The organism is Achromobacter spanius, from assembly GCF_002812705.1.
In the GTDB taxonomy this organism is placed as follows: domain Bacteria; phylum Pseudomonadota; class Gammaproteobacteria; order Burkholderiales; family Burkholderiaceae_B; genus Achromobacter; species Achromobacter spanius.
On the sequence record NZ_CP025030.1, the window covers coordinates 445,587 to 459,157 of the forward strand.

The window sequence follows — 13,571 nt, forward strand, 5'->3', positions numbered from 1 at the left end:
TCGCCATGACCGCTGACGCCCCCTCTCTGATGCCCGGCGCAACGCTGCCTCAACGTGCCGCCGAATTCCATGCCAGCCGGCCCGCCAAGTCCTTGCTGGACCTGCTCTACGACGGCTTCCTGATGCTGTTCCTGGTCAAGAGCGGGCAGGAGCCCACCGACGCCGCCGCGTTCTCGGCGCGCGTGCAGCAGTTTCTGGCCGACTACGAACGCGCCGCCAAGAAGCTGGATATTGCGGCGGAAGACATCTACGCCACCAAGTACGCCTTCTGCGCCGCCGTCGACGAAACCGTGCTGAATTCCGGCTTCGCGATACGCGACGCCTGGATGTTGCAACCGCTGCAACTGACCTTGTTCGGCGAGCAACTGGCGGGCGAGAACTTCTTTGCGCGCCTGGAAGACCTGCGGGCGCAAGGCGCGCCGCGCCTGCAATCGCTAGAGATCTATTACATGTGCCTGCTGCTGGGCTTCCAGGGCAAGTACCTGATCGAAGGCCAGGAAAAGCTGGGCTACCTGACGGCGCGGCTGGGCGACGAGATCGCGCTGCTGCGCGGCAAGCGCACCGGCTTCGCGCCGCATTGGCCGCTGCCCGACAAGGTAGCCCACACGCTCAAGCGCGACGTGCCGCTGTGGTCGATCATGACCGTGTTCGCCCTGCTGGGCCTGCTGGCCTTCCTGGGAATGGGCCACTTTCTGAACACGGAAATGCAGACGGCGATGGCGCCGTATCACGACATCGTCAAGCTGGGTCCCCGCGCCGCGCACCTGACCATCTCGCTGCCATGAACGCTTTGCCTTCGAACCCGTCAACCGCATCGGCCTACTTGTCGATGAACATCGCCACCCTGTCGCAACAAGCGCGCATGCTGCGCGTCAGCACGCCGCTGGATGCTGAACTGGTGGCCGAACAGATGACGTTGCGCGAAGGCGTATCGCGCCTGTTCACGCTGACGCTGGACTGCCTGGCGGCCAGCGCCGAGCTTGATGTGGCGTCCTTGCTGGGCAAGGAGATCAGCGTCAGCCTGCTGCTGGCGGACGGTTCAATGCGCCGCTGGCATGCCGTCGTCGAAGGCGTGGACGCGCTGGGCGCCGATGGCGGCCTGGCCCGTTACCGCCTGCACGCCGCGCCCTGGCTGGCCGCGCTGGCCTTGCGGCGCGACAGCTTCATCTATCAGGACCGGTCGGTGCAGGACATCGTCAGCGAGATTTTCGCGGACTATCCGCAGGCGGCCTTTGCGTTTGAACTCAGCGACACCCTGCCCCCGCTTGCGACCTGCACGCAGTACCGCGAGTCAGACCTGCAATTCGTCCAACGCATCCTGGCCGAAGCGGGCCTGTCGTATCGCTTTGAACATCAACAGGACGACGGCCAGGCGGCGGGTGGCGGCGCGCGCCATCGCGTCGTGATCTTCGACGCGGGCGCGGCGCGCCCCGAAGACCCGGCGTCGCCCCTGCGCTTTCATCGCAGCGACGCCACTGAAACCCGCGACAGCATCACGCATTTCTCGGCGGCGCAGGCCGTGCGCCCCAACGCCGTGGCGCGCGCCGCCTGGAACGAACGCACGCTGACCGCGCATGCCGCGCAAAGCCGCTCGCCCGTGCAGGTGGAAGCCTTGCCGGTGCTGGAAGACTACGACTACGCCGGACACGGCCGCTACGCCGATGACGACGCCGCCGAACAAGGCGCGGCGCGCTCCTTGCGCGCCCATGAATCGCGCATCGTCCGGTTCGCGGGCGCGGGCACGGCAAGGTCCCTGGCCCCCGGCCGCTTGTTCGCGATGACCCAGCATGAACGCTATGCCGACGGCGGCGGTGGAGGCAGCGAGGGTGGCAGCAAGCAGGCGGTGGATGAACTGGCCGGCAACCGCTATGTGGTGCTGGAGGTGGTGCACGAAGCCAGCAACAACCTGGGGGCCCAGGCCACCCAGGTGCTGAACACCGCCGACATGGAACGCGGCACCTACCGCAACCGCTTCACCGCGCAGCCCGAAGCGGCCGCGCTGATTCCCGCGTGGCGCCCCCGCCCCACCGCCCCCGAAAGCCTGGCCGCCGTGGTGGTCAGCGCCAGCGACGCCCCCATCACGTCCGACCGCGACCTGCGCGTCAAGGTGCAATTCCCCTGGCAGCGCGGCGACAAGCCCCTGACGGGCGGCCTGCCGCATCGCACGCACGGCGACGCCAGCGGCAACGCCCCCGGCGACGAACGCTCGGGCACCTGGCTGCGCGTGGCCAGCGCCCAAGCCGGCCCCAACTGGGGCGCGCATCACCTGCCCCGGGGCGGCACCGAGGTCATCGTGGAATTTATTGATGGCGATATCGACAGACCGGTTGTTGCCGGTCAGCTCTACAACGACGCCGATCTTCCGCCCTGGTCCGCCGGCGAGAATGCCGAGACCAATCACGCGGGCGTGCTGAGCGGATGGCATAGCCAAGGCCTGGACGGCGCGGGCCGCAACCAATGGGTCTTTGACGACACGCGCGGCAAACTGCGCACGCGGCTGGCCAGCTCCACCGCCGCGACCCAGCTTGGGCTGGGTCATCTGGTTGAACAGGAACTGGACGACGCCAACCGTGGCGCATGGCGCGGCACGGGCTTTGAACTGCGCTCCGACGCCTGGACGGTCGTGCGCTCGGGCCAGGGCATGCTGGTGTCGGCCACCGCGCGCGAACAAGCCAAGTCCACCCAGGCGGACGCGCAAGAAGCCTTGCTGCTGCTGCGCGGCGCGCAAGACGCGTCGCGCCGCTTGAATGACAGCGCCGGCCAGCATCAGGCACGCCCGATGGCGGCGGCCGAGGGCTACGACGAACTGCTTGCCGTGCTGGACCCTGAACAAGACGGGCGCTATACCGCCCAGGTCAACGGCCAGGCCGCCGGCAAGGCCGCGAACGGCCAACGCACCGACTCGGCCGCCGTTGAACGCATCAACGGCCCGCATCTGCTGATCGACGCGCCGAATTCCCTGAACCTGGCCACCCCCGCCAGCGCCGTGCTGCATGCGGGCGAACACCTGCACGCCACCGCGCAGTCGGACGCGCACGTGGCCGCGCAGCAGACGTATTCGGCGGTCTCGGCGCGCTCGGCCAGCGTGTTCGCGCAGCAGGGCCCGATTCGCGCCATCTCGGCGCAGGCACCGGTGTCGCTGCACGCGCACACCGACATCCTGGAAGCGCTGGCAGGCCAGGACATCACCGTGACCTCGTCGGCCGAAGGCATCGAGATCCTGGGCAACCAGCGCGTGACCTTGCAGGCCGCGGGCGGCAGCGTCACGCTGGACGGCGCCGACATCGTGTTCAAGGGGCCGGGCCTGTTCTCGGTCAAGGGCGCCACGCACAACTTCGTCGGCCCCGGCAGCGACGCCGCCAACCTGCCCGCCTTGCCCAGCACCACCGTCGACGACCCACTGATCGTCAGCGCGGAACTGGTACACAAGGACGGCGCGATGGCGTCTGCCGCCAAGAAGGCGGCCTCTGGATTAATGGCGGGCTTCGGCGGTGCAGCCGGCGCTGGCGCTGCCGGCGTTGGGACTGCCGGGCTGGGCGACATCATGCCCAGCGGTTTGGCGGAACTGGGCCAGAAGGCTGCGGGCGCGGCGTCCAAGCTGTCGCAGCTTGCCGGCCAGGCGAATACGCTGGCCGGGATGGCCAAGAACCCGATGGGCGCGCTGTCTGCCGCGCCGGGCTTGCTGGGCAACACCAGCCCTGCCATCGGCGGCATGCTCAGTAGCGCCAAGAGCGCCATGGGCATGGTCTCGCAGGCGCAGGCTTTGGCCGCGAACCCCATGTCGGCCCTGCCGACTGCGTCGAAGCTGCTTGGCTCGGTAGCGCCGGGTGCAAGCGGCATGATCGATTCCGCCGCATCGGCGGCCGGCAAGGTGTCACAAGCCGCCGCGCTGATCAAGGACCCGTCGGCGGCACTGCCGGCTGCCACGGAAATGCTGGCTTCGGTTGCGCCGGAAGGGGCATCGACGATGATTTCCGGAGCGGCGGAGTTCGCGGGGATGGGCTCGGGTGCGGGGTCGGGTGTTGGTTCAAGTGTTGGATCGGGCGTAGCCTCGGGTGTTGGAACAGACGCTGGCGCAAGCGCCGTTGCGGGCGGAGCCGCCTCGCAAGCATCGGGTGACGCAGCCACGTCCGTGGCTAGCGCCGCACCGGCCGCGTCTTCCACATCTACAGCATCTGCTGCATCTGCCACATCCGCCGCTGCTGATCCGGCTGTCAGCTCGTCCACCGTCGCGTCAGAACCTTCGATTGCAAGCACGTCCCCATCCGCGTCGCCGCCTGTCGCCAGCGCTACACCGGCGAATGCCGCTACGGGTGCGCCCTTCGTTGGGACGACCGCTGTGGATACACCTTCGACAGGTTCGCTTGGCGCATCACCCGTGGCAACGGCGGATTCCGCATCGGCGCCATCGACCGTTGCGTCCGTCGCGACCGTGGGTCAGCCGTCGGTTACCGCCGCAGGCGCGGCGGCTGGCGCGTCTTCATTGGCCTCTGTCGTCAGGCCCACGGGTGCGTCCTTCGATGCGCCCTCCATGGGTTCGGCTTCAGATGCCTTCGTAGCACCTACCCTTGAAACCGCAGGATCGCCAACCTCGTTGCTGTCCTCCCCCGTCTTCACGGCGTCTGCGGCAAGCCCCGCCTTGCCCGACATTGGCGCTTCGACTGCACCCGCGCTAGCCGACCCGGCGGTCGGCGGCATCACGGGGGCCATCGCAACGCCTCAGGCAATCGCCGCGACAGATCTCGGCATGCCGACTGTCGGCACCAGCCAGATCGCGACGTCCATGCCTGCCGACACATCCATCAATGCTTTGCCTGCCGGCTCGCTTTTCGGTGCTGACGCCAGCACAGTTTCCACGGCGCTTAGCAACGCGTCCGACACGACGCTGGACGTGGCAAGCGCATCGACGCTGGCGACGACGGACCACCCGCCGATGTCTGCCGCCGCAGCGCTCGTGAGCGCTTCCGGCAGCGGCAATGGCCTGCTCACCGCCGCCGTCGCGACGGCAGGCGCGGCCACCTCGCTGCGCGCGCACGCGAATGACCAAGGCCAAGCGCGCGTTACCGACGATTCCGAAGCATCTGGCACGTCGGCTATGTGCGAGGTGTCGGCCGACTCTCCTGCTTTGGCTAACGCGCCTGACTCGACCCGTCTTTCTGCATCGGCCGCCACCTCGGCGTCGGACTCTTCTTCTTCGGCCTCATCCCCTGCTTCCGTCAGCCCAACCGGATCCGTCGATTCGGTTGCCCGCGATACCGCAACCGCTGCGACGGCGGCTGCGACTGCATTCCACGCGACGGCAAGCACCGAACCGAAGACGCGCGCGCAGTCGGAACCGAGGCTGGCTGATGCCCGCATCGCAGCCGGCTCTGCCGCACTCCACGTCACATCCGACACCGCGTCCGCCCAGGCAAACGGCAATGCCGCACACTCGACGCACGCCGCCAGCTCCTCAAACGCCGCGACGACACCGCCTTCGTCGTCCTTCACCGCCCCCGGCACGCCCGTTGTGCAAGACGCGGCTTCGGTCGACGCACGCGCCGATGCTCGCGAGGCGCAGGGCGTATCCGCGTTGCCCAACGCCACGTTGCTTGCGTCCCTGGCCGCCAGCGCAGGCGCCTTGTTTGCCAGCGCGGCTAATGCAGCCAGCAATGCGGCGAACGCGACACCGTCGGCGACCGCTGCTGGCGGCGCGATGTCTGGCGCCGTCGACCTGGGCAACGTTGACCCATCGGCCGCCACGTTGCAAGGGGTCAACCTGCCCGACGCCGCAAGCGGCGCAGCGGCGTCCTCCGCCGCGGGCATGGCGAACGACGAAACGCTCGTGCAACTGACAGGCGCCGACCACGGCACGAACTTGGCGACGATCACTTCCGCTGATGTCTCCGCCGCTGATGTCTCCGCTGGTGTCTCCACTGAGGTTTCCGCTGGGGTGCCCGCTGAGATGTCCGCTGATATCCCCGCCAATATCTCCGCTGACGCAGCAAGCCTTGCCACGCCTGATGCCGACACATTGATCGCATCAAGCGACACCATGCCGACGACCGGCGGCCTGTCTGGCGACGCACCGCCCCTGCCCCCCGGCGTCTCCACGCAAACGCCTGGCTTCGTTTCCAACACGCAGAGCCCCCTGCCGCAAGGCGCGGGCCTGCCCGGCGGCCCAGGAGAAGGAGGCCTGAACCTTCCCGGCACACAAGCCTCTGCTGGCGCAAGCGCGGCATCCGGCGTGGCGGGCGTCGGTGCCGCTGGTGCAGGTGCAGGTGCAGGTGCTGGTGCTGGTGCAGGTGCCACCAGCGCGGACCTGGGAGCCTCCGGCAGCAGCGCGGCAGGCTCGACCACCGCCACGACCACCGCCGCTACCGGCTCCACCAACAGCGTCGCCACCGCCGCCGCGCCCTCGGCGGCCCAGGCTGGCGCCGAGACCGGCGCCGCAGCCACCGCCCCCACGAATGCCGGCACGGCCTCCGTGGCCGGAGACTCCAGGGTTGCCGATGGAGCCGGAAGCGAATCCGCCTCTGTTGCGTCGGCAGGCACGGGCGCCAACACGCCTGGCAACGCGTCGGCCAACGCATCGGCCACCGCCACCTCTCCCTCGACAGCAACGGCCAGCACAGCCTCCGCCAACGGCGCGTCGCCCTCAGCCGCCCCGTCCTCGCCCGCCGGTAGCGCTCCCATTCCCAAGGCGCCCGCCGCCACCCCTCCCGCCTCGGCAGGCACGGCGATCACCGCCGCCCCCGCCACGCCGGACGCGAACCTGGGCAGCGCTACCGCGCGCGCGGCGGGCATGTCCGACAGCACCCCCGCCACCCGCGCCACGGATCTTTCCGCCGTGGGCGGCGCGGGCGCGTCGGCCGCTGCCACCACGGCAAGCGGCTCCGGCGCGTCAGGCATCGCCGCCGTCGCGGGCGGTGGCGGGCTGGCGACGTTCGCGCAGCAAGCCAGCGCCGCGTCCACCGCGCTATCCAGCGCGTCCACGTTTGCGGCGGGCGGCGTCAGCGCCAACGTCAGCGCGGCCATCGTGCCGGTCATGACGCAGGCGCTGAACGCCAGTGGCGACCGCATGGCGGCCCTGAGTTCCGCCGTGGACACGCTCTTCACGCTGCCCGACGTCAAGCAAGCCAACATCCCGTCAGTAGCGGGCGCCATCCTCAGCATGCCGGGCCTGTCTTCATCCTCGGTGCCGAGCGTGATCGGCGCCATCCTGCAATCGCCCACGCTGGCCACCGAGACGCTGCCCAAGGTGGCCGAGGTGCTGATGAAGATTCCCGGCGTGGCCGACTCCCCGCTGCCGCAGATTGCGCGCGACGTGCTGGACTTGGTCGGGCTGGGTCCCGTGGCGCGCACCCAGGGCACGAACCTGCCCGGCGGCGCGCCGCCAGCCGGTGGCTCCGGCCGCGTCGTGCCCGGCGTATCGACCTATCGCGCCCGCCAGGACGGCGCGCGCCTGCAATACGTGAACCTGGACCAGGTTGCCGAACGCTGGAACGACGGCAACGCGCTGACCACCACTGAACGGCAGTCGAACCGCCCACGCATCCACGTGGAGTTCAACCGCCCCGGCCAGCACCGCTTCACCATCACCGTGAAGGCCGACCCGGCCAACATCCCCTACTCCGCCCGTGAACGCGGCCGTCGCGCCAGCTATCAGGAACCGCACAGCAACCCGCGCAGCTACGTCACCAACGCCGATGGCACCCGCATCGTCGACGACATCGCGTTGCCCGCCGCCGGCCTGAACCTGTACCTGTTCGAGGTGCGCGACGAACGCGGCCAACTGATCAAGACCGAGCGCGTCGAGACCGTGCGCCGCCTGTACATCCAGGAAGTCATGTGCATGAGCGCGCGTCCGGCGCATCATCTGGCCGACGTCACGCCGGTCACCGCGGAATTCGCGCTGCACGGCATCGACATGATCCAGCTTCCGCGCCTGCAATTCCGGGGCCGCTCGGCGGTTGACGCCGCCGACACCCCCGAGTCCCAGCAGGCCATCATGAACGCCGTACGAGGCGTCTACGCCAGTTCCGCCGGCAAGCAGCGCGAGCCGTATACGCTGGTGGTCTGCCATGTCGACCGCCTGGCCGCGCCGGGCGTCAGCGGCGACATGCGCCTGCCGGTGCCCGCCGGCCCGGGCGGGCGCGTCATGACCGTACCCATCGTCAACGACGACCGCAGCCAATCCAGCCTTTGGTACGAGTTCGACGCCAGTGACGACTGGCTGGTGCACGCACGCTACATCCACACGGACGCCTCGGGCGCCGAGCGGTCGATTCCGATTCCGCGCCACCTGATCACCCCCATCCGGGAAAGCAATGGCTCGGTCTGGTCGGTGTCGGTGGACCTGACCCGCGTGTCGCCCACGCCGCTGACCGGCATACTGAACATCCAGTTCAACACCGTGGCCGCCAGCTACGCCGGCCTTGCCATCACGGGCACCAACCTGCTGTTCGTCTCGACGCTGGACCCCTACGAGCCCAACTCGCAGGCCTACCTGACCGAGACCCTTGCCCACGAAATGGGCCACTTGCTGGGCATGGTGCCCAGCGGCCCCGACTGGCCCGGCCTGCGCACCCAGGACGACTCGGCGGACGATTCAAAGCTGGACCCGCCGCCGCACTTCTACTACAACGCAGGAGGCCACTGCTACTACGGCCTGCCCGACCAGAACGGCGAATACAACGAAGAAATCGGGCAATGCGTGATGTACGGCATCACCTGCGCGAACATTCATTTCTGCCCAAGCTGCAGCAAGGCCGTGCGCAAGGTCGACTGCTCCGAAGGCTGGACGGCGTTCTGACGCCGGCCCTTTTTAGAAAACCGACATGCCCATCATGACGACCGACTGGATTGAACCCGCCACCTTTGCTTCGGTGCCCGCGCACTCGCAGAAGGAACACGCCTGCATGCCGCCGCTGCAAGGCTACGACGCGCAGATGCGCATCGCCGCGCCCACCCGCGTGACCATCCGCGACGGCAGCACGCTGACCATCCCCGTCTGCGCACGCGGCATCCTGCCCGTGGTGGAAGACCCGCAACTACCGCGTTTCGTGGCGGTGGATACGCGCACCGGCAAGGTGTATCGCGGTATCGCGTTCAACTACGTGCGGCCCAAGCTGCCCAATGTGTCGGTCGACCCCAGCGAGGGCGCGCCCCCGCCCAAGATTCCGCTGCCGCCCGGCATGACGGTAGAAACGCGCTTCACCACTGATATGGCCGGCGTACTGCACCTGCCCGCCACGCCCGCCACGTACGAGGTGTATATCGAGGCAGAGCACGTGAAGTCGAATACGGTGACGATCGAGGTGGAGGCGGGGAAAAAGTAAGGGCGGAAATCGAGGCAGATTCAAGACCGGATCAAAGTCGGGCCGCCCCGCAAGCAAGAAAGGCCGCACCTAGCACCGCGCCCCATACCCGACGCATGTCTGTCGCTTGCCCCGTCAAGGCCGCACGGGGGTCATCTGTTGAATGTTCTGCTCTGCTCGCGCGGCTTGGGCCTCTACCTTTTCCGCGTTGCGCATGTTCTTGGCTCGCTGCGACATCTCCGCCTTGGCGTCGGTCTTGGCGAACACGTCCTTGTCGCGGACGCGGAAGTACATCGTGGTGCTGGCCAGCAGGTGATCGGGCCAACTGCTCAACATGGCGTCGTGCACCAGCCAGTCGAACAAGGTCATGACCTTGGGGGGCAACTGCGTTTTCCCGTCGCGGGCATCGCGCCAGGCGGTCAGCAGGCGCTGCTGAACCGCGCGCTCGGTCTTGATGTCGGCCAGGGGATCGACCGCCTTTTCAGGCGTGCCGCCGCCACGCTTGATCAGGTCATTGCGCATGTTCTCGCGGTCGCGCATGTCCTGATCCATCAACTCCATGGTGCGCAAGACTTGCGGGCTATTGCGCTCCAGGTCCGCGCGGCGCTGCGCGGTATCGGCATCCTGCTGTTCAGCGCGTTCCAGGCTCTTGTATTCCTCTTCCAGACGTTCCCAGAGCGGTTTGAATCGTTGCGGCGGCAATTCGCCACGGCTTTCCGAGGCACGTTCCCAACGCTCATTCTTAAGCGCCTCCAGCTCGCGCAAGCGGGCCGTATTTTCCGGCTTGTTGCGTTCCTCGGCGGGCAATGCCGACACGCGCCGCAGCTCTTCGTTGTACTCCTGTTCCGGCGTGAAGTAATCCCGGTCCTTGATCCAAGCCTCGGCCGGATCCGACAGTTCGGCGCGGAACGTTGGGTCTTGATAACGCACGGCCAGCCAACGCAGGAATGCCTCCATATGCGGCATGAAGTCTATGCCGGGCTCGTACTTGACCACCTCTCGATACGCTTTGACCAGATCCAGGATCTGGTTCTTCGTACTGCCATCCACAATCGGTTCGGACAGCGAAAACTGCAGATAGGTGTCGGGCTTCAGGTCGGCCAGCCTCTCCATGCTATGAAAGGCCGCGCCGTGCGAAAGGGCCTGGTTCATCATGTCGCGCAGCGCCACGCGCGACAGCTCTACGCGCGCATTCAGCGACCCGGGCGGACTGACGCCCGTCACATCGCCACTGGACCCCGGATACAGATACTGCAGGCCGCGCGTCTTCTCCAGGCTGTCCATGCGCTGGTTGCGACGCAACTCATGCGCGGCCGCGTAATGCACGCACATCTGCACCGCGGCCGGCACCGTCAGCGTCCGATCCTTGTGCGTCTGTTTGATGAGGTCAGTGACAGGAAAGAAGCCCAGGAACGTGTTTTCGTCCATGATGGACGCGACCGAATCAAGCAGACCCATGAAGCGGATCTGGATATCGGCATCTGACTTGTTCTTGGTTCGGTCGCCAATCACCGCCAGGTCCGCATCGTGACGACGGCGGTACTTCTTGACCAGGTCATTGACGAACTGGCGCGCGACCACGCCCCCCCGGTCCGCGCCGAACACGGTGATTTCAATGCGGCGCACATTCTGCCCTTCGCTCACGGCGTCGTAGGCCGCCTTGAACTGGCGCAATGCCGAGTCCACGCGCACGTCAACGCCCGTGCCCATCAGGTAGGCCACCGTTTCCTGGTCACGGATGATCGGCACCGTTTCCATCATGGTTGACTTGGCCGCTTCCTTGCCGGCCGTCCAGGCGACCTTCAGCGGATTTTTCTTGAAGCCCGACCAGAAGCCGCGAATGGTCGCGCGCGCACGGTTCACCACGCGCTCGGGGTCCCACGCGTTCCAGATCCGGACGGCCTTTTCGGGCAGCGTTCGCACATCTTTCACGACGTCCTTGTACGCCTTGACCATCGGCTGATAGGACGACTCACGCAGCGACTTCTTCACCGCCGCCGTCAGGCGCCCGGTGAGCTTATGGTTCGGAATCTCATCCGTGCGCAAGACATTGCCGACGTTGGCCGATATCGCCTTTTGCGCGTTGCTGGCCGCTTTCATGCCCGCCTTTGCGGCGGCATAGATCATGTCGTCATTCTCCGCATCCGCATTCAGATCCGTGCCCAGGCCCGAGTAGTAAAACCGGAACCAGTGGTGCTTTTCAGGGCGACCGGGATCGCTCTGGACGTAGTGCGCTTCCCATAAGCGGCAGATGTTCGAGTAGTACGTCGGGTGCTTCGCATCTTCATCGCGGCTGCGGCCAAAGCCATCAAAGAAGAACCCCATCCGCAGAACCGCACCGCATTCATTGCAGTCGTCCTTGGGGTAAGCCGCCTCGTTCTGGGCCATCGCCTTCAGCACCGATGCCGGCGTACGGTTCTCTGGCGGCAGGTCACTGGATTGCGCGTCAGACATTCTTATCTCCCGGCGGGGTGCCCATGGCTTTGATCTGCTCCAGCTTCGCCTGCGGCAACGCCGCGACCTCTCGGGCAAAGTCGCCCGGCGCGCGTCCCGGCTTGTCCAGAATCGCCTTCACCTGCGCATCCGAATCGAAATTCGATGCCACCGTGAAGTACAGCAGCATGTATTGGCGCAGGTCTTGCTTGTCTTCAATGCGGTATTTCTTCCATGCCGACTGCAACACCTTCGCGGTCGCGCGCAGCAGTTCGGCGTCGCTGCGGTAGGCGCCAAGCGATGCGCGATGCTCCCGCCACAGCCAGTCCACCGTATCGACAATGGGAATCCGCGTCTGGCCCAGCAGCTTGCGGCTTAGCGCCAGCTCCATGTGCTCGTCGGGGTAAATGTGCAGTTCCAGATACAGCGGACCATCACCCGCCGGGATCTCGGCGGCCGGGAAGTTGATGGCGCCATGCCGGTCGAAATAGAGCGAGTCGGCCTTGCCGTCGTGCAAATGCTTGCGCAGCAACTCGGCGTCGACGCCGCGCCAGTCCACGGTGAACTCGGTGCCCTTGAGCGTGAAGCAGCAGGTCACCGAACCCTCGCCGCCCCCCGGGCTGACCTGCATCGTCGAGGCGACGCCATCACCCTTGTCCTTGACGCTGATGCTGCGGATATTCCACGGCGTGTAGTTATAGGCGATGAAACTGACGCCTTGATAGACCGGCTCGCTATTGCAACCCGCCAGCATGCCCAGCCACAACAGCGCGGCGATCAATCCCTTACGCATTCGTATCTCCTGAATCGAAATTCGGCGCCACGGTTAAGGCCGCCAGCCTGGTGGTCACACCCCTACGCATCACGACTATCCTGACCAGCCCAATGCAAGGCCTGCACCTCGTCCCACACCGCGTCCGGCACGCCTGCCAGCGCCTTTGCCAGCGCGCCGTCATCGCCCGGCTGATACCCCCGCAAGCCCTCACGGATCAGCGGATGCTCATCAAAGCGCGGCGAAATCGATACGCCCCACGCCACATAGTCAAACGTGTCCTTGTCGCCCGCCACACCATGCGCGCGCGCGCGTTCCAACTGCGCTTGCACGCGCGGCACCAGCGCGTCCTGATCCGGGTCGCCGGGCAGCAGACCGGGATACAGGCGGCGTAGTTGCACCGCGATCTTGTCGGGGTAGTCCAGGTCGAACAGCATCTGGTGCTGCTCGGGCGTGAAACGTTGGATGCCCTCGGGTTGGTCTGCAGGCAGCCTGCCTGTGCCGGTCAGTTCCGCCTGCGATCCGTCACGCAGCGCGTAGCGCAAGGTGATGAGCGGTGAGGCGAAGCGGGTGCGTTGTTCGGCGGCCCAGACTTGCAGGGCGCGCGCCAGGATGCGGGTGTCGTACCAGTGCAGGAAGAACTCGCTGGCGTCGGGCAAGGCGTAGTCGCAGAAGCGGCCAAAGTGCGCGATCAGTTTTTCCAGGGGCACGGCGGACGCGAAGCTCATCATGGCGTAGCGGCCGCTGCTGCGTTCGTGCAGGGCGTTCAGTACGCGGACCAGCGGCGTACTGAAATCCGCCCGGGGCGGCCCGCGCAGCACGCCCTGCGATGCGCCGTCCACTTCAATCAGCAGGGGCGCCACGTCGCCGTAGATGTCCAGCCCGGTCTGCGCCCAGACCGAGCCAAAGCTCAGGTCTTCGGTGGCGGTGATGCGGGCCAGCAGATCGGGGTGGCCACGAAAATCGACGATCACGTACGCCCGCGCGGCTTCGCCGTAGGGGCCACGGTGATGCGGCAATTCCGCGAAGGTGGAAAGCAGCGCTTGCTGCCAGGAATAAGCCATCGC

General features: G+C 66.9%; 6 protein-coding genes. 3 read left to right on the forward strand and 3 right to left on the reverse strand.

The features are described from left to right. The first annotated feature begins 5 nt into the window (after positions 1-5). The 3 genes from icmH to CVS48_RS02145 are packed head-to-tail and all read left to right on the forward strand — an operon-like array spanning position 6 to position 9,320. On the forward strand, positions 6-785 hold the full coding sequence (icmH, locus tag CVS48_RS02135) for a type IVB secretion system protein IcmH/DotU (RefSeq protein ID WP_100853056.1): 780 nt from the start codon (positions 6-8) through the stop codon (positions 783-785). After that, entirely contained in the window at positions 782-8,794 is an 8,013-nt protein-coding gene (tssI, locus tag CVS48_RS02140; protein WP_100853057.1) for a type VI secretion system tip protein TssI/VgrG, read from the forward strand. Before icmH ends, tssI begins: the two co-directional genes overlap by 4 nt. Before the next feature lie 25 nt (positions 8,795-8,819). Next, positions 8,820-9,320, forward strand: coding sequence for a hypothetical protein (locus CVS48_RS02145; protein ID WP_100853058.1), 501 nt, complete (start codon positions 8,820-8,822; stop codon positions 9,318-9,320). Positions 9,321-9,434: 114 nt separating this feature from the next. Here the strand turns inward: CVS48_RS02145 and CVS48_RS02150 are convergent, their stop codons facing one another. From CVS48_RS02150 to CVS48_RS02160, 3 genes are all read right to left on the reverse strand, one after another. After that, on the reverse strand, positions 9,435-11,753 hold the full coding sequence (locus CVS48_RS02150) for a DUF2235 domain-containing protein (protein ID WP_100853059.1): 2,319 nt from the start codon (positions 11,751-11,753) through the stop codon (positions 9,435-9,437). Continuing rightward, positions 11,746-12,525 carry a DUF3304 domain-containing protein gene (locus CVS48_RS02155; RefSeq protein ID WP_100853060.1) on the reverse strand — a complete coding sequence of 260 codons (780 nt, stop codon included), beginning with the start codon at positions 12,523-12,525 and terminating at the stop codon, positions 11,746-11,748. Before CVS48_RS02155 ends, CVS48_RS02150 begins: the two co-directional genes overlap by 8 nt. A 62-nt stretch (positions 12,526-12,587) precedes the next feature. Further along, positions 12,588-13,568 (reverse strand): DUF4123 domain-containing protein, encoded by a 981-nt coding sequence (locus tag CVS48_RS02160; protein ID WP_100853061.1) that lies wholly within the window; start codon positions 13,566-13,568, stop codon positions 12,588-12,590. Positions 13,569-13,571: the final 3 nt, after the last annotated feature.